Here is a 22,048-nt window from a genome sequence, read left to right on the forward strand (position 1 = left end):
CGGCGGGGTGACCCGCTGGACAAAGGGAAAAGCATGTGGGAAGAGAAAACGGATCAGCTGTTTTACAAAAATTTCAAGAGATAAGGGGGCAGGACTGCTCCCGGTGGTTCTTGCCCCCTTGTGATCCAGGGAGGAAGAACAAATGTGTGGTATTGTAGGTTATATCGGTACTGAAGATGCGAAGGAAATTTTGTTAAAAGGCTTGGAGAAGCTGGAATATAGAGGCTACGATTCTGCAGGGATCGCTCTCCGGAATGAAGCCGGCGTGCATGTGTTTAAAGAAAAGGGACGGATTGAAGATTTGCGCCGGATCGTGGATATGCGTATTGCGGCGACGACCGGCATCGGCCATACACGCTGGGCAACCCACGGGGTACCGAGCAGGGAAAATGCCCACCCGCACCAAAGTGCATCCGGCCGTTTTACGCTTGTGCATAACGGCGTGATCGAAAACTACACGCTTTTGCAAAAAGAGTATCTTACGGATGTTCCTTTAAAAAGTGATACAGATACGGAAATTATCGTGCAACTGGTAGAAAAATTTGCTTCAGAAGGCCTTGAAACGGCGGAAGCGTTCCGGAAAACGCTGACGCTTTTAAAGGGTTCTTATGCCCTTGCCCTCTTGGATGAAAAAGACGGCAATACGATTTATGCGGCAAAAAATAAAAGCCCGCTTTTGGTAGGCGTCGGCAACGGCTTTAATGTGGTGGCGAGCGATGCAATGGCGATGCTGCAAGTGACCGACCAGTTTATCGAACTGGCAGATGGAGAAATGGTCATTCTTACCCGCGGGCAAGTCACAATCCAAAATCTTGCCGGTGAAACGATCAGCCGCCAACCGTATAAAGCGGAAATCGATGCAAGCGACATAGAAAAGGGTACGTACCCGCATTATATGCTGAAAGAAATCGATGAGCAGCCACTCGTGATGCGGAAAATTATCCAGGCTTACCAGGACATCAGCGGCAAATTGTCTGTTGACAGCCAGATTATCGATGCCGTAACCGGGGCTGACCGGCTCTATATCATCGCATGCGGCACGAGCTACCATGCCGGCCTTGTTGGCAAGCAGCTGATTGAAAAGCTGGCGAAAATTCCGGTTGAGGTCCATGTATCCAGTGAGTTTGTTTACAATATGCCGCTTTTGTCAGAAAAACCGCTGTTCATTTTTATTTCGCAAAGTGGGGAGACAGCCGACAGCCGTGCTGTGCTTGTAAAAGTGAAAGAATTGGGTTACAAGACGCTGACGATGACCAATGTGCCGGGCTCGACGTTGTCCCGTGAAGCGGATTATACCCTATTGCTTCATGCAGGACCGGAAATTGCGGTTGCTTCGACAAAGGCATATACGGCGCAAATTGCCGTCCTTGCGATCCTTGCTGATGTAGCGGCAAAATCGCGCGGTTTCAGCGAAGACTTTGACCTGGTGCATGAACTCGGCCTTGTGGCAAATGCGATGGAAGTGCTGTGTGGTTCAAAAGAAGAAATTGAACAAATGGCATATGACTACTTGACGGTCACCCGCAATTGCTTCTTCATCGGCCGTTCGATGGACTACTTTGTCTGCCTTGAAGGCGCACTGAAGCTGAAGGAGATCTCTTATATTCAAGCGGAAGGTTTTGCAGGGGGCGAACTCAAACACGGCACAATTGCCCTGATTGAGGACGGCACTCCGGTTGTCGCGCTTGCCACACAGGAAGCAGTCAACTGGAGCATCCGCGGCAATGTCAAGGAAGTCGTTACCCGCGGGGCCAACCCTTGCGTGATCTCGATGAAAGGCCTGAATGAGGAAGGCGACCGTTTCGTCATTCCTCACGTACACGAATTACTGACACCTCTTATCTCTGTTGTACCATTGCAGTTGCTTGCGTATTACGCAGCACTGCACCGCGGCTGCGACGTCGACAAGCCGAGAAATTTGGCCAAATCCGTCACAGTCGAATAAACCACAAAAAGCCTGGGGAAGCTAGAATGACTGGTTTTCCTGGGTTTTTTGTTTAATCAAATGATTGATTGAAGGGATGATACAAGGTAAAACAAGGTGATTTTATTGGCCCGGCTTCTTTGGATTAGGCCTTGTATCTCCCTGTTAAAAAGTCCGTCCCCCTGCAAAAAAGTTGGTACCCGCTGTTAAATCGTTGGTACCTGACCGGCAGGAGACCAGGCCAATTCAGCAGGCAAATATGGTTGTTTTCCGGGTCATTTTCAACCCTAATTCAATAGAAAGACAAACTCGGGCTCGATCCAAAACGGGTCCAGTTTTTCTTTTGTACAGCGGCCCCAATCCTTTGTCCCGCATGGGCTCCGCCGTTCTCTAATCCTATAGCGTTAGAAGCTCCACTGTATGGAATTGGGCGATTCTCAGCCCTTTTTCATGTGGTTCCCAGCCAGCTCAGTTCCGTCATTTCTCCAATATTTTTTCTCTAATCAGGGAAGAACTTTTTGACATTTCCAGACTATGCTGAACAACCCAGCAACCTAATTTCTGGTAAAAATCAGGCGTTTCGGGAACCAACTTTTTAACATTGCCAGCGGTCATCAAAATGCGGTTGGAGCCTTGGGGGAGTAAGAGGAAAGGGGGATTTTGGCGGGGAAGGACTTTTTTACAGGGGAATAAATAGTAATATATATCTAAAATATCAAAAAATATGTACCAATAATATTATTTTATGGTAGAATTTGTTGTGGTACTTCAAGTATCTTTTCAGGATCCGCAGCATTTGCTGCTGAGAAACCGAGTGAAACCACATCTCCTGTAGTACAACAAAGTCAGGCAACTCAAGCTCAAGCTTCATCTCTTGCAGTAGATCCTGGTATTCAATCTATTAACGGTCAGATGTCTACTCAATCAGAACCAACTTACATAAATAAGAAGGCTTTAAGATGGGCAATTGATAGTACTACTCCTATTACTAATCTAGTAGGTAAATATTTTGGTAAAACAGCTGTGAAAAAAGTAGGAAGCGTTATGCATAGTCATGTAAAACCTGCTCTACGTAAATTAGAAGCTTTAGATAAGGTAAACTAAAAGAAACTTTAATACGATGCTATGAAGGGACCACTTGGAGATACAGCTGCAAGATTTGGTGCTAAAGCCATTGTAAAAGTGATTCAAATATTTAGTCTCGTTTAAAAAAAGATAGGAGAATAAGTATGGATGCTAAAAATACCTCGCAAGTGATTGAAAATTTGGAGAACCAGGTAGAAAGATTAGATAAAGAAGTTTATAACTTAAATTCTAAGGTTGAACTTTTAGAAGGCCTTTTAATAAAAATTATTGAAAATCAAAAAATATCTCCTAATTTATTATTAGATATTGATTTCATTGCTGTAAAAAAAGATTTAAGTGGTGAAGAGCGAGCTGAGATTTCATTTTTCCTTCTCAAAGTTCAAAAAGAGTATATGCAAGAAGGTAAAGTTCCAAATTTAGAAGAATTTCATTCTGGATTATATAATGTACTAGGTGTTACTCAAAATGAAAAAGAAGAATATCCAATTGAAATCTCAAAACAATTGCTTCAGAAGTATGACAAAATAGGTGAATTTCCAGTTGCAAAAGAAATTTTATCTAAAAGTTGAAACACCGAAATCTATTCTCACCCCTTGTTCTACAAGGGTTTAAAGCAAAAATAAAAGCATGAACACTCAAAACTCGGTAAGGGGTGTTACGATTGCCAAAATATGAGAGTAAAAAATCCTTGATTGATGAAATTACTAAGAGTGCAAAGTTATTTATTGATGAATTCCGTTCTATTAATAATCTTAGAGCCTCTGCCAAAATAAAAATATACCCTTGAGCGAGGCTCTGGAAAATTAATTATCCCGATTTTTTTTGCCTTTTCATCCAGATTTTCAATTTACATCCAGATTTTTAATTCAATAGAAGTAAAACGGTCATTTTTCTTCAAAAAAAGGGCATACGTATCCCGCCTTCACAAAATGGTTTTTTTCACTACCCTTTGTGGAAAGAAAACGTTCATTTGAGTTATTCACATATCCACCTGTGAATAACTTAATTTGCTCTTTGCAGCCGATTGCGTGTCCATCCACAATTGGCCTTTCCTGTCTGATGGTACGCCATATTTGCCATGATATGCATAGATATCATGCATCGATCTACATGAGCTTCAACTGCCTGCTTCCCACGCTTGTGAACACGACGGAGACTGTATCCGTCTTTTAGAATGCCAAAGATTCTTTCGATGATCGTCCTGGCACTATATAACACTTCAAATGTGCGACCATGTTGCGGCAACTCGACATCTACTTGAGGCGTTTGATCAAAGTCTATCCTAAATACTCTTCCTTGTGCTGCCCCATTACAACATTCCGCGTGATTCGCTAGCGGGCAGGTGAGACCTTCTTGCTTGGCATTTGGATGAAATACAGGACAAGTGTAAATATATTGCCCCTTTTCCCGATCAGATCCTCTAAGTTCCATTTTATGTCCACTGATACAGATGGGAGTGCCGTACCGGTTGATTTTTTCAATCCCTCGGGCGGTAGTTGGTTTATCTTTACGGTTCCGTGGATTGATCGGTGCCACCAATTTCGCCTGTAATACATCCTTTGTCACTTTTTGATTTTCCGGCGTTTGGTAGATTCCATCTGCCAGGATAAAGCTCAACTGCTCAGCCATCTCGGGGTGCTCTGTCTTAAACGTTTCCAATGTCGGTTCTAATGTTTTCCCATCGGGTGTATTTCCTTTAAATACTTCCCGCGTCAAAGGCAAACCGGATCTCACCCCGCATACCATTGATAATTTATGCGCAATATAGGAGACTGCATTACTTTTACGCATTACCCCTACATTGTCGTCCGTAAGGACTCTGGGGCAATCGCAATTACCCTCACAAGAACACGTCTTCCTTGTTTTATTCAAGGTTGCTTCTGCCTCTATATGCGATGTATCCACGGCGGCTGCTTCCTCATTCGTTTCAACCACGCCTTCCCCTTTATTATATTCAACAACCAATAGCCGGGCTTTTTCCCAAAGACCATTTGTTGTCATGATTTGATCAAAACGAGCAAAGGAACGATAGCTCGGAATTTTCTCCGTAAATCCACACATGGTGGCAAATAGCGGGTTTGATTTCACTTGCAAATAGACACTCTCCACCATCACTTCAATATACTGTAAAGAGGCCAGTTCAAAAGCACGAAAAAAGGGCATGAAAGGATGCGGTTTTCTCCCAGTGGAAGGGAGATGAAATAATGAAGACGCAGACTTGTCTTCTTCCTCCGTTATTGGAAATAGTGCCGGTTGTATTTCATTAGAATGATCATGTGCTCTTTCATTTTTTAGGTGCAAATATAAAAGGGTGTAGTATTCTCGTTCAATCGGCTTAAAAATCTCCCAAGGGAAACACATGGCTGGAATGACAAATGGTATATCGGCATAGTCTTGCCAATTGTGGGGAATCAAATTTTGTTGTATTGAAAAGTCTCTGGTTTGTGTTAGAATAGAAATAGTCATGAAATCACTCCCTGGATATTTGCTCGTACTTATATCTTAGCAAAGGAGTGGCTTTCATGGCTCTTTTTTTTCAAAAAAAATCATCCTTTTCCGTTTTACAATATTTTCCACAGGAATGAGTAGCCTAATCTATTGAAACTCGCCCAAAGCCTCAAAAAGTGATAAAATTCTGGCACTTATAATAAGCAAATTTATCCTATTAAAATCAAAAACTCACAATTTCTTTTTATATTTGTCATAATGTTTCTACAAACGTCTTTTTTCTTTAGTGGAATAAATCAACGACCTTTAATTGTCTGACTGCTTACAGTTTCAGGGGATATAGCATTTTGGCAAGGGCTCTTTGGAAACGATTGATCGTATAAGAGCGATACGCTGGCGTACAGTATTCTTTCTTAAAGATCTCAAATAAATTTTTTAAAAAAAGTTTGATCATTTTTTACTTCTGTATTCCACAATCGTGTAGTTAATAGAACAAGTATTCATCAATTTAAGACGACTATACCTAGATCTTCTCATTAGCATGCTTCGCCAAAAATTGATAAAGTTTTAATCCAAGTTTAGCATTTTTAGTAGCCAGTGAAATTGATCTCTTTTTTCCAAAATCTATAATCGGCAAAGCGAAAAGTTGTTGATGGTCGATATGTTTGGCACTTATTTCAGGAACAATTGTGATGCCCATTCCAGCCATTACGGCTCCAAAAATAAAATCACCAAAAGCTACTTCACTAATGATATTAGGCTTGTAACCCAGCGAATCCATTTGTTCTTTAATCCGCCTTCTTGTATCACAAGGAGCTTGGTGAACAATGAGGGGTTCTTTGCATAGATCAACAAGCTGAACCGTTTTTCGTGATCGAAAACGGTGGTCTATGGGAAACACCGCATAATAAGGCTCCGTAAACAATTCCCAACTCCACAACGTTTCCTTTGTACTCAGGGTATCGATTAAGACAACGTCAAGTCTTCCTTCCTCTAATGATTGTACAAGTTCATCTGAAGTGTTTTGAATCATTAATGTTGTTGGCTGATCCAAAGAACGTAACTCCTTAATTCTCGAGGGTAAATAATAACTGGCCAAACTAGGTAGACTTCCTATCGCTATTGGTGTCGTCCGGGAAAACTGTCGTAATTCTTGACGAATCGAAGCTAGCTCATCTATGACTGGTAAAATCCGGGTGCGGAAATGTTGACCAGCCTCCGTTAGTTCAATGCCGGTTGACGTTCTATGAAACAACACGACGCCAAGTTCATTTTCCAAATTTCGTATATGCTTGCTCAATGCTGGTTGAGAGATGTTGTTGGATTTTGCGGCTTTAGATAAACTTTTTTGTTTCGCAGCCTCCACAAAACTTTGCAGCCACTCCGTATTCATTCACTTCACCTTATTCCGTCATAACTATTTGTTATATCCATCTAACACAATGATTATTCCTTTTATCCTGTCTTGTAGTAATCTTGCACATATAGGGACCCATTCATTATAACATATTGGTTTATCCTATACGAAGAAATATCCAAATAGTTAAATATTTAACAAGTATATAATAGAAGATTTGAGGAGGGGTAACATGAGGAGGGTATTTCTTCTTACCATAGGGATGTTTACGCTTGGGTTTGATGCCTATGTAATGGCTGGTTTGTTACCCGATATCGGGGCAACATTTAAAATCATCGATTCGCAGACGGGACAGGCTGTGACCATCTTCACACTTTGCTTTGCGCTCGCCGCTCCGATTTTCGCAACATTATTGGCCGGAAAACCAACACGTAGCATATTGGTACTGGCACTTGCGGTGTTCTCATTAGGCAATGCGGGCAGTGCACTGGCACCGAATTTTCTCTTTCTGCTTATTGCTCGTGCCATTGCAGGGATCGGAGCTGGTCTTTATTCTCCGCTTGCCACGGCAGCCGCTTCATCTCTTGTTTCCGATAAGAAGCGCGGACGTGCCTTAGGTATGACATTAGGCGGTATGAGCATGGGGACGGTCGTGGGGGTTCCACTCGGATTGATAGTTGCTGCGCATGCAGGTTGGGATGGGACGTTATGGCTCATTACGATACTTGGTCTCATTGCTATGATTGGGATTGTCATCTGGTTTCCAAACATTCCAGCTTCGCCCCCACCGTCATTACGGCAACGTCTTGCAATGCTGGCCAATGGAAGAGTAACAGCAACGGTTGGCATTACTTTTGTGACAGGCATTGCAAGTTTGGGGCTTTATACGTATATCGCTCCAATCTTGCAGAACTTGGATGGAATCCATTCTGTTACACCATATCTTTGGGCCTGGGGCATTGGTGGTGTTGTCGGCAGCTTATTCATTGGTACTCTTATTGATCGAATAGGACGCCCAGGCTGGATTATGGGCGGTATACTAATTCTATTAGCATTAGCCATGTTCAGTCTGCCGTTAAGTCTGGGAATTTCGATTCTAATGTTTCTACCCTTCTTTATTTGGGGTGCAATGGGATGGGCTTCACTAGCCCCTCAACAGCATGTATTACTCGAGTTACAGCCTAAACACGGACCCGCTGTTGTCGCTTTAAACAGTTCCGCCAATTATTTAGGGAGCTCAGTAGGGTCTGCGCTTGGAGGGGTTGTTATGGTAGCTGGATTGACACCCTCCCAACTTCCATTTGCAGCCGGCTGTCTTGTGCTAGTGGCTTTACTAGGACAATTGGTGATTTTATCAACAAAAAGAAAGAGATAGAAAAATTGAATTTTGATTGAAAAAGACCATCTCGAAAACGAAAAAGGATGGTCTTTTTTTCCTCCCTTTTAGAAAGGATCAACCGCGCAACCTTCCTTATAAAATGATCTCCCTCTTATGCGTAAATGACCTTGTTCTTGGATCCAGTTTATGATGAATGCCAATGCAATGTTATGCACCGACAGTTTTAAAAAACTTTTTCAATTCCCCTCCTAATCTGCATCGAGGATAGAAATTACACTGGTCAAAAGAAAAACTGAACCCGTTTTGGATCCAGTTTGAATTTGGTTTTCAATTGAATTTTGCCTGCCAAATCGGACTGTTTTCCTGTTGAATCCGGGACTGGCTATTTAGTACCTGTTGAATAAGCAAAAATTACAGATTAAAGAAGGATTTCGGCTGCAATTTTTGAATATAATGTGTAAGAAAAACTGTTGGCGGCTTGCCTTTGGTCATTTTTGGGGGTGCTAATTTGTTAAATAACGCAGTAAACAGATTAATACTTGTTGATACCATTAATACGCTAGGTACCGCAATAACATGGACCGGTCTTCCCATTTTTGCCCTCAATCTAACAGGCTCATTCCTTTATGCCGGAAGTTTGTACCTTACAGAAACGATTGCGGGAATAATATCTACCATTGTAAGCGGACATTTTATAGACAAAGTATCTTCTAAAAAGATGATATTTACTTCCTTTTTTCTTAATTGCTTTGTTATGATAACATTATTTTCATTACTATCATTTAAACATTTTATTATTTTTTTATTCCCTTTGATGATCTTATCCCAATCACTTGGGCATTTTGCTAATCTGTGTCTTGAAGTATGGTTTAGAGATTTGACAATTAAAGATCCAAACATAGGATTAGCAAGGGCAATAAGCAAGAAAAACACGTTTACTACAACTTGTAAGACTGTAGGTTTTACTATCGGGCCGCTCATTTTTGGTATTTTAAGTTCGTACGCCATTCTCATAGACTCTGCTTCTTTTCTCGTGTGCGCGTTTTTAATCATGAGGTTTGATGAAAAAATTCAAATCGAACACTCGCATGATACTGCATGGTTTTCCTTAGAGCCCTTGCCAAAATGCTATATCCCCTGAAACTGTAAGCATTCAGACAATTAAAGTTCGTTGATTTATTCCACTAAAGAAAAAAGACGTTTGTAGAAACATTATGACAAATATAAAAAGAAATTGTGAGTTTTTGATTTTAATAGGATAAATTTGCTTATTATAAGTGCCAGAATTTTATCACTTTTTGAGGCTTTGGGCGAGTTTCAATAGATTAGGCTACTCATTCCTGTGGAAAATATTGTAAAACGGAAAAGGATGATTTTTTTTGAAAAAAAAGAGCCATGAAAGCCACTCCTTTGCTAAGATATAAGTACGAGCAAATATCCAGGGAGTGATTTCATGACTATTTCTATTCTAACACAAACCAGAGACTTTTCAATACAACAAAATTTGATTCCCCACAATTGGCAAGACTATGCCGATATACCATTTGTCATTCCAGCCATGTGTTTCCCTTGGGAGATTTTTAAGCCGATTGAACGAGAATACTACACCCTTTTATATTTGCACCTAAAAAATGAAAGAGCACATGATCATTCTAATGAAATACAACCGGCACTATTTCCAATAACGGAGGAAGAAGACAAGTCTGCGTCTTCATTATTTCATCTCCCTTCCACTGGGAGAAAACCGCATCCTTTCATGCCCTTTTTTCGTGCTTTTGAACTGGCCTCTTTACAGTATATTGAAGTGATGGTGGAGAGTGTCTATTTGCAAGTGAAATCAAACCCGCTATTTGCCACCATGTGTGGATTTACGGAGAAAATTCCGAGCTATCGTTCCTTTGCTCGTTTTGATCAAATCATGACAACAAATGGTCTTTGGGAAAAAGCCCGGCTATTGGTTGTTGAATATAATAAAGGGGAAGGCGTGGTTGAAACGAATGAGGAAGCAGCCGCCGTGGATACATCGCATATAGAGGCAGAAGCAACCTTGAATAAAACAAGGAAGACGTGTTCTTGTGAGGGTAATTGCGATTGCCCCAGAGTCCTTACGGACGACAATGTAGGGGTAATGCGTAAAAGTAATGCAGTCTCCTATATTGCGCATAAATTATCAATGGTATGCGGGGTGAGATCCGGTTTGCCTTTGACGCGGGAAGTATTTAAAGGAAATACACCCGATGGGAAAACATTAGAACCGACATTGGAAACGTTTAAGACAGAGCACCCCGAGATGGCTGAGCAGTTGAGCTTTATCCTGGCAGATGGAATCTACCAAACGCCGGAAAATCAAAAAGTGACAAAGGATGTATTACAGGCGAAATTGGTGGCACCGATCAATCCACGGAACCGTAAAGATAAACCAACTACCGCCCGAGGGATTGAAAAAATCAACCGGTACGGCACTCCCATCTGTATCAGTGGACATAAAATGGAACTTAGAGGATCTGATCGGGAAAAGGGGCAATATATTTACACTTGTCCTGTATTTCATCCAAATGCCAAGCAAGAAGGTCTCACCTGCCCGCTAGCGAATCACGCGGAATGTTGTAATGGGGCAGCACAAGGAAGAGTATTTAGGATGGACTTTGATCAAACGCCTCAAGTAGATGTCGAGTTGCCTCAACATGGTCGCACATTTGAAGTGTTATATAGTGCCAGGACGATCATCGAAAGAATCTTTGGCATTTTAAAAGACGGATACAGTCTCCGTCGTGTTCACAAGCGTGGGAAACAGGCAGTTGAAGCTCATGTAGATCGATGCATGATATCTATGCACATCATGGCAAATATGGCGTACCATCAGACAGGAAAGGCCAATTGTGGATGGACACGCAATCGGCTGCAAAGAGCAAATTAAGTTATTCACAGGTGGATATGTGAATAAGTAAAATGAGCGTTTCCTTTCCACAAAGGGTAGTGAAAAAAACCCATTTTGTGAAGGCGGGATACGTATGCCCTTTTTTTGAAGGAAAATGACCGTTTTACTTCTATTGAATTGAAAATCTGGATGAAAAGGCAAAAAAATCGGGATAATTAATTTTCCAGAGCCTCGCTCAAGTGTATATTTTTATTTTGGCAGAGGCTCAAAGGGAATTTATCTATGCGGCTGGCGTACGAATGTCATCTTGAACATTTGTGAAATATGCGCTCATAAAAAGGCATTCCGGCAAATATTTCAAAGTATACGGCTGATTGACTGGGTGTCGAAGCTGAAACGGAATACTGGAAATTGAAACGCATGCAAATGTGGGGAGGGGGGAGTATGGCCATAACAATCCGAAAACAGGCAATTACAATTCCACTTTTAGCAATACCTTCAAACATATAATTCTAATTACTAAATATTTACCTAGCAAATTTTCACACTTTTTTAATTGGGGATGATATCTTTTTATCCAGTTCTATAAGTAATTGACCGATCTTTTTATCATGAATCACTTGATCGGCATACCGATCAAATTGGGTCGGTTCCATGTTCACAATCACTAATTTTGCACCGTTCTCTTTGGCGATTAAAGGAAATTGGTTGGCAGGTGTAACGGATAAAGAGGAACCTAAGACGATAAAAAGGTCTGCTTTCTCTGCTTCCTCCAGAGCAAATTGAAAAGCTTCTTGTGGCAGCGCTTCACCAAATAATACGATATTTGGTCGTAGCACCCCGCCGCATTCACAGTAGAAATCGTTATTGACATAGTTTTCACTACTATATTCTCTTCCACACGTTTGGCAATGGACTTTTTGAAGGGTCCCATGCAATTCAGCGACCCGCTTACTGCCCGCTTCCTGATGAAAGCCGTCCACGTTTTGAGTAATAATTGAGCGAATGAACCCTTGCTGTTCCCATTTGGCTAAAATATAATGACCTTGATGCGGTCCAAATTCTTTTACACCTAATACGCGTTCCCGATAAAACTCGACAAATGCTTCGACATTTTCATTCAGGGCTTTCGTAGTGGCAATTTGACTTGGATCTTTCTTTTTCCACAGTCCATTATGTCTTGAACGAAAATCCGGTAGTCCGCTTTCGGTTGACATCCCTGCTCCGGTAAAGACGACCGTATGACGGGATGACTTTAACCAATCTTCTAACATGAAATCCGCTCTCCTTATTTATGTTAGATAAGTTTCCCTACAAATCATTGTACGCTACCTGCCAGAAAACTTCAAAAAGCGAATGCTCTCTCTACATTTTCATTTCAAAGTGTACATTTAGATGTCAGAGTGCCCTCCCATTTTTTTGCTCATCTACCCCTTCGAGTAATATACAGAGTTTCTACTTTTTTAGTGAACCTTGCGTCATATTTTTGGCATACAATAGGACTTTAAATTCATTTCTATTCGCCAAATATAGACAGAATATTGAATCAGTTCTGAAGAGTAAATTCATCAGTTTTTAGATGTTTTATGATAAAATGACTTATCCACATTTAGAAAATTTTTCCATCTATTTTTTCTGCTTTCAAAGTCAAAAAGAGCCGAATTTGCAAATTTCTTTTTTAAAATTGTGGATAACTTCAAAAAAACCTTTTTTTACATCACATCCTTTGCTATAATATAACCATTAAGTAAACCTTACTTGTATTGGCTTACTTAAATGGGTGAAATCCTCGTCTGTTAAAATGCGTGTCCGAAACGATTCCAACAGATTTGAGGATTTTTCTTTTGCCGTTTTTTTGAGTGCTTTTAAGATTGACGAACCTTTTTCAAACAGCTGTCTAATAATATCTGTTATTTGAACTAATAAATAATGATTTTTCATGGCTGTGTAGTTTTGGCTATTGGCATGTTCTATATTGTAACGATTATTTTTTTGTTCGTTAAATCCTTGATTTTCAATCTTCCAGCGGCTTCTTCCTGCAGCGATGAGTCGTTCCACGTTCTTTTTCGTGATTTTAATATCCGTTATAAATACATACTCTTTCGATTTCCCATCCTCTGTTTTCATTGTGGCCTCCATCAGATTGACCGTTCTGTCTTTGTAGGCAATATCATTCACCCAAACTAATGAATTCTGATCCTTACTTTGTTCCAGCTCTTTTATTGCCTTAAACTCCGTCGAGATACTTTTAATTCTCCCTTCCTTAAATCTGCATATATATTTCCATTTGTGCGCCCTGCACAGATTAAATACCGTTTCACATGCATAGAGACTATCTCCCAAGATACAAATCGGTAGTCTTTTAAATATTTTTTTTATTTTCTTTGCCAGCCTGTCGAAGGCTTTTAATTCACAATCTTGCTTAGAAACATTTTCTGATTCATTTTCGATAAATTCGGAGGCAATACTGAAGACCATATCCCCCACGACAAGCTTGGCTTCAAGTACATGGTGCATATAAAGTACGTTCGTTTCTCCTGTTTCTTTATTTGTATATGCCCGTCTCAGGCAGTGTTTACAATGTTTCTCATGAAAGGTGTGTAATCCAGTTCCATCAATGATGACACCCCAGTACTTTCCTTCAATTCGATAAGACTCGAGAGACCTTTTTTTCAATAATTCTTTAATCATATACGTTCTAATTTTTTCTAATTCATTTACATCTAAGCCAGATAAAAAGTCGTTAATTGTATCATAATGTGGAAGTTCTTCAAGAGAATCTAAGCCTAACACCTTCCCTACATTTTTAATACATTCTTCTTTATTAAAACTCTCACTCATGTTTCTCATGGATTTTAGGCCGGTCATATTTTTCAACATCATCGTAAATAAAAGGACCTCTGGACCATAAGTGATATAGCTTTGATGTCGGTGGTCTGCTACCTTTTTTAGGTTATTCATCAGGTCTTTGAAAAAATGCTTCTGAATTTTAAGGAACTCGAAAAAATAATTTGCTTCTTTTTCACGATTTCTTTTTTCTTTTCTAGTAACCAAAATAAAAACCCCCTCAAAACAGCCAAGTTTAATTAGGGCTTGCTGAACGAATCAAATTTTAGCTTGTATTCGACTTGTCACTAAGCCATGCCAAAATATTCGTCCAGCAAGCTCTAATTATTTAAATTATTATATATTTAGCCGCATTTTTGGGGGGGAATAGTTAAATTATCACGAAAAATTTTTACTCCTCAGAGCTGATATTGAATGGAAACGCTTGACTTGTGACTTTTTTCCTGTGAAAATAGTAATAATGTGGAAATCAAAGAGGGAGAGTGTTATGGGGATCTTTTTAAAAAAGTTAAAATCATGGGACCAGTACATGCATTATTGCGATGATACGGATATAACGGAAATTGGAGGAAGGGCACGGGAAAAATTAAATTACCTCGGTGTGGATCAGGAAACATTACAAAATGTTCGGGAAGCGGCAGCGATTATAGAGCCTTATAAGGAAAAGATGGTTCAAATTTTTTATGAAAGGCTTACTTCAGTTGAACAATTTCATAAACTCATTATGCGATATTCTACCCTCGACAGGCTGTATGAAACTTTAAAAACATATGTGGAGCAGTTTTTTCAAGCAGAAGTGGATCAAACCTATGTGCTTACAAGAATTAAAATTGGCAAAGTCCATAGCAGGATTAATTTAACGGCTGATAATTTTATTGCAGCCCACCATTTTTTGATTCAATCGATGTGCTCTATACTCATGAAGCATTTACATCATACGCCCGACAAAATGACAAAGGTTGTCCTTGCTGTTCAGAAGTTAGCTGCGTTTGACCAACAATTAATTGTGGAAGTCTATATGGAAGAAACGTTCAGAACTTTTTTGTTTGGTATGTCAGATATGCTGAATGAGACCACGAAAATTAATGAAACCAAACAATTAATTGAATCGATGAACAGGCAAATGGAAGAGACGGATAATGTTTCGGCGGCAACGGAAGAAATGAGCGCATCCATTCAGGAAGTTGCCCAATATGCAACCAAAGTTGCGGAGGGGACCGACAAGGCAGTCCAGTCTGTGTTCACAAGCAAAAAAGTAGTAGACCATGCGCTTGGAGATATTCAAATGGTTGGGCAAGTATATGAAAACGTGTTTGAAAAAGTGGAGCTGCTGGATAAAGAAATTCATAATACGAAAGATGTTATAAATGTGATCAGGGGGATAGCTGACCAAATCAATCTTCTTGCTTTAAATGCCAGCATTGAAGCTGCAAGGGCGGGAGAAAACGGGCTTGGCTTTGCCGTTGTTGCCTCAGAAATCCGGGAGCTGTCAGAACATACGAAAGTTCAAATCTCCAGTATTACATCGAACATGGAAGCGCTGCAAAAAGTGGCCCATGAGGTCATCCAAGAAATACAGCAAACAGGCAAAATTGTAAAGGAAAGTGTCGGCCATGCCGAACTTGCCGGTAAAGAAATGATGGAAATTGTAAAAATGATGGAAAACATCAATGAATCGATTACACAAATTGCCTCAATGAGTGAAGAACAGTCCGCAACCATTAACGAAATTGCAAATTTAAACAGTACGATAAGAAATCACAGTGAGCAGTCCCAGGAGATTGCGCAAAAAACCGCAAAATTAGTATTTGATTTAAGCGAAAAAATGGATCACTTTAGGAAAAACTTTTTTACGATTAACATTAAGTTTAGCTCAAAAGATATTGTAAGAATCACGAAAACGGATCACCTGCTTTGGAAGTGGAAAGTATATAATATGCTGCTGGGCCTGGGGAATATTGATGAAAACGAGTTGACTTCCCACGAAACTTGCCGGTTAGGCCAATGGTATTACGGAAATTTGCCGGAAGGTATCAGGAAAATAGCTGCATTTAAACAATTGGAAAAACCGCATAAAGAAGTCCATCATTCTGCAAGGCAGGCAGTGGAAAGTTTTAAAAGGGGAGAGATGAAGGCTGGAGAAAATGCGTTAAAACAGTTAGAAGAAGCTTCCAACCAGGTCTTGGAATTGCTGTCAAATATTGAATCACAACTCGGATAGCTTGCGCCAGGATTTAATAAATGCAAAAACACTATAGAAAGAGCGGGACATCACGAACGTCCCGCCACCTTTAAAAATTTATTCTGTTTTTTCAACCGCGATATTTCCATCCGCAGTGAAAAGCTGAATCAAGGGTTTTCCGCTACCAAATGCTCTATTTTCGCCAGAGCTGCCAAAAATGTCAACTCTTCCATCTTTAGCACTTGCACGAATTGTAGCATTTGCCGGTTTTTCCCCCGTTTGTATTTTGATATTGCCGTTATTTGCTCGCAGTTCAACCGGGTGATTCAAGTGACGGGTGGTAAAAAGGATACTTCCGTCACCAGCTTTACCGGAAACCCGGCTATCCAAATTTTTTAACCCACATTTCGCACGTCTTAAATATAGTTCATTCTAATTTTTGAATGAACTATATTTAAATGGCTTGGTGGGATGATATCTTCTTATTTTTGAGGAATTTTCGATAAAATTCTTTTCAATTCGACATTCTTTTCATGAATTCCTCCTATTGTGTGTTATTCTCCTTTGTTTTCGACATTTTTTGACACGTATATTGATACATCATACCCGCATAATTCAATGATTTTTTTGGCTTGTGAATCAATATTATCGGGTAAGAGCCTTATTTTTTGTTGATTTTGATTTATAAGGATCACGGTAATATCTTCTAATTGCTCTAACAATGCTTGGCCTGTGGGTTGAGAGAGTTTCCTTTTTCCTTTCAAGATTAGAGATAGGTTCTTTTCTTTCAGTTCTTTTCTAACTCGATATTCTAAAATTCCATAGATTAATAAAGCCATCACATACACAATACCTAAGGCCTCAACCCTTTCTGGGGTTTTCAAGTAAATGGCATCAATCATTTGTGAATCTTTGATTAATCGGAAACGGGTCTCAGCGGCCGACTGTCCTTTATAAACCCTCAAAACTTCTTGATTGGATAGTGTCTCCTCATCTAATTTATTTGTGATTAAAACAAAAGTGCTGAGCATTTTTTTCTTATTTTCGATAAAATCATGATCTTTTTCAAACGATTCCAGTTGTATCTGATAGATTTGTTCTCGTTTTGTCTGTTCGTCCTTTTTAGGTCTTCCTCTCTTTTTTCGTTTGATAGGTTGATCACTCATCTGGACGTTTAGTTTATAACAGAAATATGAAGCCTTTTGTTTTTTCTTAAAAGATTGAATTGCTTCTAGTGCGTCCTCTTTACAATGAAAGATAACTTTACTCAGTTTTTCTATCTCTTTTTTTAATTGTATTTCTTCCTTTTCGATCGCCCGATTTAGGGTTTTCTCTTTTCGTTGATCTAAATTGTTTGAGTGGACAACAAGAAACCGGTAAGGAAGGTTTTGAATTTGTCTTTCAAAAGCTTGAATTTGGTAAATAGCTGCGTCTTTTTTATTGCTAAGTGAGCCTACCCTTTCCCAGTTATTGAGCAACCATGCCTCTTTCTTTAGTTCTGTGCTTAAACCGAATGTATCAGGTAAACGGGAAATAAACGATAAATTTTGTTGTTGAATTTCCGCTAGATTTTCCGTTGTGATTAATGCAGAATCGGCTTGATAAATGAGATTTTTCCAATCTTCATGGGAAAGGATTTTTCTCATCTTTTGAATGAATTCCACATTCCAAGATTTATCCGAAGTATTCCCATTTTCTACTTTTGCAAGGATAGGAATTCGTTCAGGTGTGACCCCCATCCCCAGAACGATTTGTTTTAAGTCAGGCCTATGGGCCTTACTATACCCGTACGTAATTTGCAGTCCATCTTCCTTCGGTTGCTTATATTCGCCGTAAACAGAAATTGAGGTTGTATCGTTATGCAGTATACCAATAGGAAGATTCAATTTTTTTAGTGCTTTTAATGCAAGGGTGGAATAGACTTTCCATGCTTCGGCTTCATACAAGTAATCTAATGCTCTTCCTAATGCATCATCATTTAATTGATCGGGTGAAACCGATGTATCGAAAAGCATCTCAGAATCTAGGTTTTGATAGAATTCATGAACCTTATAAAGGGGCTTGCCACTGCATAAAATGTTTAAGACAAGGGCTTTAATCCTTGTTCCGGGTGAGATATGACAACGGACAGAATCCCATTTGACTAAATCATTAATGGTTTTTTCGAGTTCTATTTCATCACACAGTTTAGATAAAAGTTGAGACGGCCCCACATGTAAGGTTAAAATTTGATCTGACATAAAAATTTCCTCATCTTCCCGTAATTAGATAATCATTCAATTCTACAAAGAAGGAGAAAATTCCTTTAAAAAAATCATAAAATGGAAAAATTTACGTGCGGAATATGCGTTTTAAAACTATTTTTCCGTTCTCTGATTTTACTTTGACAAGAGAGGCTTTCACATTTTCAAGGGTGCTTGATCCGTCGTTTGCCTCTGCCGTAATCGTATCTCCGCTGATATGGTTCAGTTCAATTTTTCCATTCTCCGTCTTTATACGTATATCTCTTGCCCGTAAATCCCCCGCACGGACACGACCGTCGTTATTTTTTACTTGTAACGATTCATACCACTTTTCCGGCACATACACTTTTAAAGACAAGGATGAAGGGAAGAAGCTGATGAAATTTCGTTGCTTATATTTTATTCCGATAGAAAGCACAGCATTTTTTACATCAGTAGACAAGTGATAGGTTGAACCTTTTTCGGCCCTGCCTGATACTGTGATTTTTGCTGCCGAACCTGCCGCCGGTAAAATCTCAACTCTAGTATTATCGGTTGCGATCTTAATCCGGCTGAACTCTTCGTGGACCACTTTTTCTTCCGACTTGGCTTCTTGCCGGAGGACGGGCCTGAATGTAAGGAGGCTTCCAACAATCCCCACAAGTAACAGCACCAACGCCAAAAGTGACAATTTCTTTATTTTATCCATTTTTCACCCCCCCTTTGATCAGATTTACATTCCATCTTAAATAGCGGATAAAGCCCTGCATTAATGTACGGGTTGCAAAGTACATGCCGATGGCGATAAAAAGTCCGGTCCCGCAAGCGGCAATGGAAACAAATAAGTAAAAAAGCCCGAATGTTTCCGGATAGAGGACGGCGTTCATGAGAAACAGGAAAGGGGAAGCGATAAAGGCAATTCCTGTAATCCAGCCGGAAAGAATAATGCCAGCCAGCGCAATAAACGGCCCCAGCACAATGGCCAGGTTGAAAAATCCTAATCCAATCGTGGCCCATACTGCGCGCAACATATTTCCTAACGTTGCCTTTGACTCCGCTCTTTCCAGATGGTAGGCCGCAACCATGTCTTTTGCAATCTGGTGCGGGGAGCCAAGGGAAGCTGAGATTTGTTCTTCTGTTTTTCCCTCTTGCAAGCCAATGGCGAAGTGTTCTTCAAAGTCCTGCAAAATATCCTGGCGTTCATTGGCAGGGAGGCTTTTCAACGAAGATTCCAATTTGGATAAAAATTGTTTTCTATTCATGATTCACACCTTCTTTTATCAGTTGATTCACCCCATCAGAGAATGCCTTCCATTCCAGGAGCAGCTCGTGGAGAAAAGTCCTCCCGCTGTCTGTCAGTTTGTAATATTTGCGCGGCGGACCCTCCGAAGATTCTTTTAAATACGTTGTAGAGTAACCTTCTTTTGTTAACCGCCTCAGCAGGGGATAGATAGAGCCTTCGGAAATGTCAATTTGCTCCGAAATTTTTTGGACAAGTTCATATCCGTAGCGGTCCTGTTTATCTAATAAAACGAGCACACAGAGGTCCAAAACGCCTTTCTTAAACTGGACATTCAAACTTTCTTCACATCCTTCCCATTGGACACCGGCCAGTACTGTTTAATATTCAGTACTGGTTTTAACAAGAGAATAACACACAGTATTGATTAATGCAAGGTACCGGAGCCATTTTTTAAAAAATCCATGATAAATGATTGCGGCGGTGCCAAATCCAGTTTTTGGAAAACTCGCAACAGGCGGGTTCGGAATAGTGGTCAGAAAATTATAAAAGTAAAGGATTTCAAACTTTATCCGATAAAACAAGGTAGAAAACCGAATATTCTTGATCATACGCGAGGTCTGAGAATGATTCTGAAAAAGAGGGATAGCAAATGAAGATCGCAAATTTGAAAGACTTTCACTCCATCCGGCAAAAGCTTATGGCCATATCCATTGTTCTTTTGGTGGTGCCAATGCTTATTTTAGGTTTCTTAAGCTATAACCGCAGTGCCGCCAGTTTAAATGAACTGGGAAAAACCAATCTAAAAAATAATGTCAATGAAACAATCCGGTTGATAGCTGTACTGGATGAGGAAGTGAAAAGTGGGAAAATTTCTTTAAGTGACGCACAAGAAAAAGTAAAAATTGCCATTCTCGGTGAAAAGAAAAAGGATGGCACACGTCCGGTTAATAAAAGCATTGATTTGGGAAAAAACGGATACATGTTTATTTTGGATGATACAGGAACGGAAGTGGCGCATCCGTTTATAGAAGGAAAAAATATCTCAAATGAAAAAGATGCCGACGGGAATCATTATGCAAATAAAGTTCTTGGAGCCGGGGAAACAGGCGGATTTACCTATTTTTCGTACAGCTACCCGAATGATAAACAAAAAGTCGGCAAAAAAGTGGTGTATGCAAAAAAGGATCCTTATTGGGGATGGACGGTTTGTGCGGGCGCCTATATGTCAGATTTTAACCATCCGGCCGAACAAATCCTTCACTTTCTTTTAATCGTCACGGGCATTACGCTTCTGGCCGGGCTGTTCATCATATGGCTGTTTACAAAAAGTATTGCCGCCCCGCTTGGAATGGTAACGGATCATATCGGGAAAATATCGGGACATGACTTAACGGCCGGGCACATCAAGGTCAAGACGAAAGATGAGATGCGCAAGTTGGCGGACGGCATTAACCATATGCAAGATGAACTGAAGAGCCTGATCCATGAGATTGCAGATTCTTCAGGGCTGTTGTCAAATTCCAGCGAGGAGCTTGCGCAAGCGGCAAATGAAGTAAAAACAGGGTCGCAGCAAATCACCGCAACGATGGAAGAACTGGCATCCGGAGCTGAAGAACAGGCAGATCAATCCGGGAAGCTGTCTGAAAATATGAAGCAGTTCACATCCAATGTGCAGGAGGCGAATGCACAGGCGGATGAGGTTCATCAATCCACAAATGAAATTATGGCATTGGCGTATAAAGGGAATGAATTAATGGACCGCTCTTCGGGCCAAATGGAAAAAATTGATCAGGTCATCCAATCAGTTACAGGGAAGCTTCAGTCTTTGAATGAGCATTCGGAAAAAATTTCCAAACTGGTAACGGTCATTAAGGAGATTTCCGATCAAACAAATTTGCTTGCTTTAAACGCCGCAATTGAAGCGGCGCGGGCAGGAGAAAGCGGAAGAGGTTTTGCCGTTGTCGCAGAAGAAGTCCGGAAGCTGGCTGAACAAGTTGCAAGTTCCATTACTGAAATCAGCGGGATTGTTGCAGGAACCCAAAAAGATGTGAAAGAAGTAACGGATTCTTTGCATGAAAGCTATGAGGAAGTACAGCAAGGCACAGAAACCGTTCGCGTAACGAAGGAAACCTTTACGCAGATCAATGAACGGATTTCAGACATGGTTGCCCATATTCGAAAAATAGCTACCAATTTATCAGGGATTTCCAGCACAACCGAAAAAATGAATGGTTCTATACAAGAAATCGCAGCGATCACTGAACAATCAGCAGCAGGGGTTGAGGAAACGTCCGCAGCAACCGAGCAAATCGGAAGTTCTATGGAGGAAGTGGCTGAAAGTGCGCATAAACTGGTAGAAATTGCGGAGCATCTCCATTCCCTTGTGTCAAAATTTAAGTTATAAGTGAACGGTTTTAACCTGTTGCGGTTTTAAATCAAAGCGAAAGAAGGCGGACAAAATCCGGCCAAAAGTTACGGATTCCGCTGCACATGGCCAGAAAGAAACGGCACTTGCCCGGTTT

Annotated in this window: 17 protein-coding genes; 7 read left to right on the forward strand and 10 right to left on the reverse strand. The window is 40.4% G+C overall.

From position 1 onward, the window contains the following. Positions 1-142 precede the first annotated feature (142 nt). The 3 genes from glmS to NSU00_RS01100 all read left to right on the forward strand — a co-directional run bounded on the left by glmS (position 143) and on the right by NSU00_RS01100 (position 3,797). Entirely contained in the window at positions 143-1,945 is a 1,803-nt protein-coding gene (gene glmS, locus NSU00_RS01090; RefSeq protein ID WP_340703222.1) for a glutamine--fructose-6-phosphate transaminase (isomerizing), read from the forward strand. Positions 1,946-3,153: 1,208 nt separating this feature from the next. Beyond that, positions 3,154-3,579, forward strand: coding sequence for a hypothetical protein (locus NSU00_RS01095; protein WP_014096452.1), 426 nt, complete (start codon positions 3,154-3,156; stop codon positions 3,577-3,579). 92 nt (positions 3,580-3,671) lie between these two features. Then, positions 3,672-3,797: a hypothetical protein gene (locus tag NSU00_RS01100; protein WP_340703223.1), complete on the forward strand. Its 126-nt coding sequence runs from the start codon at positions 3,672-3,674 to the stop codon at positions 3,795-3,797. Positions 3,798-4,012: 215 nt separating this feature from the next. On the opposite strand, the gene NSU00_RS01105 is transcribed toward NSU00_RS01100, so the two are convergent. Then, positions 4,013-5,476: a transposase gene (locus NSU00_RS01105; protein ID WP_340703224.1), complete on the reverse strand. Its 1,464-nt coding sequence runs from the start codon at positions 5,474-5,476 to the stop codon at positions 4,013-4,015. 505 nt (positions 5,477-5,981) lie between these two features. Continuing rightward, a complete protein-coding gene (locus NSU00_RS01110) occupies positions 5,982-6,851 on the reverse strand; it encodes a LysR family transcriptional regulator (protein WP_340703225.1) in 870 nt (289 codons plus the stop codon). A 196-nt stretch (positions 6,852-7,047) separates the two neighbouring features. Between NSU00_RS01110 and NSU00_RS01115 the strand changes: the two genes are divergently transcribed. Then, positions 7,048-8,190: an MFS transporter gene (locus NSU00_RS01115; RefSeq protein WP_340703226.1), complete on the forward strand. Its 1,143-nt coding sequence runs from the start codon at positions 7,048-7,050 to the stop codon at positions 8,188-8,190. A gap of 588 nt (positions 8,191-8,778) precedes the next feature. Here the strand turns inward: NSU00_RS01115 and NSU00_RS01120 are convergent. Next, positions 8,779-9,162, reverse strand: coding sequence for a hypothetical protein (locus tag NSU00_RS01120; RefSeq protein ID WP_340703227.1), 384 nt, complete (start codon positions 9,160-9,162; stop codon positions 8,779-8,781). 445 nt (positions 9,163-9,607) lie between these two features. Here NSU00_RS01120 and NSU00_RS01125 point away from each other — a divergent pair, with 445 nt between their 5' ends. Then, on the forward strand, positions 9,608-11,071 hold the full coding sequence (locus tag NSU00_RS01125; RefSeq protein WP_326242223.1) for a transposase: 1,464 nt from the start codon (positions 9,608-9,610) through the stop codon (positions 11,069-11,071). A gap of 503 nt (positions 11,072-11,574) precedes the next feature. On the opposite strand, the gene NSU00_RS01130 is transcribed toward NSU00_RS01125, so the two are convergent. After that, positions 11,575-12,306, reverse strand: a complete 732-nt coding sequence (locus NSU00_RS01130; RefSeq protein ID WP_013858144.1) for an NAD-dependent protein deacylase — start codon at positions 12,304-12,306, stop codon at positions 11,575-11,577. Between the two features lie 469 nt (positions 12,307-12,775). Further along, positions 12,776-14,086 (reverse strand): transposase family protein, encoded by a 1,311-nt coding sequence (locus NSU00_RS01135; protein ID WP_013858128.1) that lies wholly within the window; start codon positions 14,084-14,086, stop codon positions 12,776-12,778. A 280-nt stretch (positions 14,087-14,366) separates the two neighbouring features. On the opposite strand from NSU00_RS01135, the gene NSU00_RS01140 reads away from it, so the two are divergent. Continuing rightward, positions 14,367-16,100 (forward strand): methyl-accepting chemotaxis protein, encoded by a 1,734-nt coding sequence (locus tag NSU00_RS01140; protein WP_340703229.1) that lies wholly within the window; start codon positions 14,367-14,369, stop codon positions 16,098-16,100. 78 nt (positions 16,101-16,178) lie between these two features. Here NSU00_RS01140 and NSU00_RS01145 read toward each other — a convergent pair whose 3' ends face one another. The 5 genes from NSU00_RS01145 to NSU00_RS01165 form a co-directional block, all read right to left on the reverse strand. Beyond that, positions 16,179-16,451 (reverse strand): DUF4097 family beta strand repeat-containing protein, encoded by a 273-nt coding sequence (locus NSU00_RS01145; protein WP_445684482.1) that lies wholly within the window; start codon positions 16,449-16,451, stop codon positions 16,179-16,181. A 164-nt stretch (positions 16,452-16,615) separates the two neighbouring features. Further along, positions 16,616-18,301 carry an IS1634 family transposase gene (locus tag NSU00_RS01150; RefSeq protein ID WP_168986130.1) on the reverse strand — a complete coding sequence of 562 codons (1,686 nt, stop codon included), beginning with the start codon at positions 18,299-18,301 and terminating at the stop codon, positions 16,616-16,618. A gap of 91 nt (positions 18,302-18,392) precedes the next feature. Further along, entirely contained in the window at positions 18,393-18,992 is a 600-nt protein-coding gene (locus tag NSU00_RS01155; RefSeq protein WP_340703230.1) for a DUF4097 family beta strand repeat-containing protein, read from the reverse strand. Then, positions 18,985-19,545, reverse strand: a complete 561-nt coding sequence (locus NSU00_RS01160) for an HAAS signaling domain-containing protein (protein WP_340703231.1) — start codon at positions 19,543-19,545, stop codon at positions 18,985-18,987. Before NSU00_RS01160 ends, NSU00_RS01155 begins: the two co-directional genes overlap by 8 nt. Next, positions 19,538-19,861, reverse strand: a complete 324-nt coding sequence (locus NSU00_RS01165) for a PadR family transcriptional regulator (protein WP_133537463.1) — start codon at positions 19,859-19,861, stop codon at positions 19,538-19,540. Before NSU00_RS01165 ends, NSU00_RS01160 begins: the two co-directional genes overlap by 8 nt. A 314-nt stretch (positions 19,862-20,175) precedes the next feature. Here NSU00_RS01165 and NSU00_RS01170 point away from each other — a divergent pair, with 314 nt between their 5' ends. Continuing rightward, on the forward strand, positions 20,176-21,930 hold the full coding sequence (locus NSU00_RS01170; protein WP_340703232.1) for a methyl-accepting chemotaxis protein: 1,755 nt from the start codon (positions 20,176-20,178) through the stop codon (positions 21,928-21,930). Positions 21,931-22,048 lie beyond the last annotated feature (118 nt).

This window comes from Weizmannia sp. FSL W8-0401 (genome assembly GCF_038009125.1).
In the GTDB taxonomy this organism is placed as follows: Bacteria; Bacillota; Bacilli; order Bacillales; family Bacillaceae_C; genus Weizmannia; species Weizmannia coagulans.

Bases quoted from the DNA above. Each gene is read 5' to 3' on its own strand.
- glmS (WP_340703222.1), top strand. From the start codon at position 143: ATGTGTGGTATTGTAGGTTATATCGGTACTGAAGATGCGAAGGAAATT.
- NSU00_RS01095 (WP_014096452.1), top strand. From the start codon at position 3,154: ATGGATGCTAAAAATACCTCGCAAGTGATTGAAAATTTGGAGAACCAG.
- NSU00_RS01105 (WP_340703224.1), bottom strand. From the start codon at position 5,476: ATGACTATTTCTATTCTAACACAAACCAGAGACTTTTCAATACAACAA.
- NSU00_RS01110 (WP_340703225.1), bottom strand. From the start codon at position 6,851: ATGAATACGGAGTGGCTGCAAAGTTTTGTGGAGGCTGCGAAACAAAAA.
- NSU00_RS01115 (WP_340703226.1), top strand. From the start codon at position 7,048: ATGAGGAGGGTATTTCTTCTTACCATAGGGATGTTTACGCTTGGGTTT.
- NSU00_RS01120 (WP_340703227.1), bottom strand. From the start codon at position 9,162: ATGGCGTACGAACTTAAAATACCAAAAATGAGCGGCCCGATAGTAAAA.
- NSU00_RS01125 (WP_326242223.1), top strand. From the start codon at position 9,608: ATGACTATTTCTATTCTAACACAAACCAGAGACTTTTCAATACAACAA.
- NSU00_RS01130 (WP_013858144.1), bottom strand. From the start codon at position 12,306: ATGTTAGAAGATTGGTTAAAGTCATCCCGTCATACGGTCGTCTTTACC.
- NSU00_RS01140 (WP_340703229.1), top strand. From the start codon at position 14,367: ATGGGGATCTTTTTAAAAAAGTTAAAATCATGGGACCAGTACATGCAT.
- NSU00_RS01150 (WP_168986130.1), bottom strand. From the start codon at position 18,301: ATGTCAGATCAAATTTTAACCTTACATGTGGGGCCGTCTCAACTTTTA.
- NSU00_RS01155 (WP_340703230.1), bottom strand. From the start codon at position 18,992: ATGGATAAAATAAAGAAATTGTCACTTTTGGCGTTGGTGCTGTTACTT.
- NSU00_RS01160 (WP_340703231.1), bottom strand. From the start codon at position 19,545: ATGAATAGAAAACAATTTTTATCCAAATTGGAATCTTCGTTGAAAAGC.
- NSU00_RS01170 (WP_340703232.1), top strand. From the start codon at position 20,176: ATGAAGATCGCAAATTTGAAAGACTTTCACTCCATCCGGCAAAAGCTT.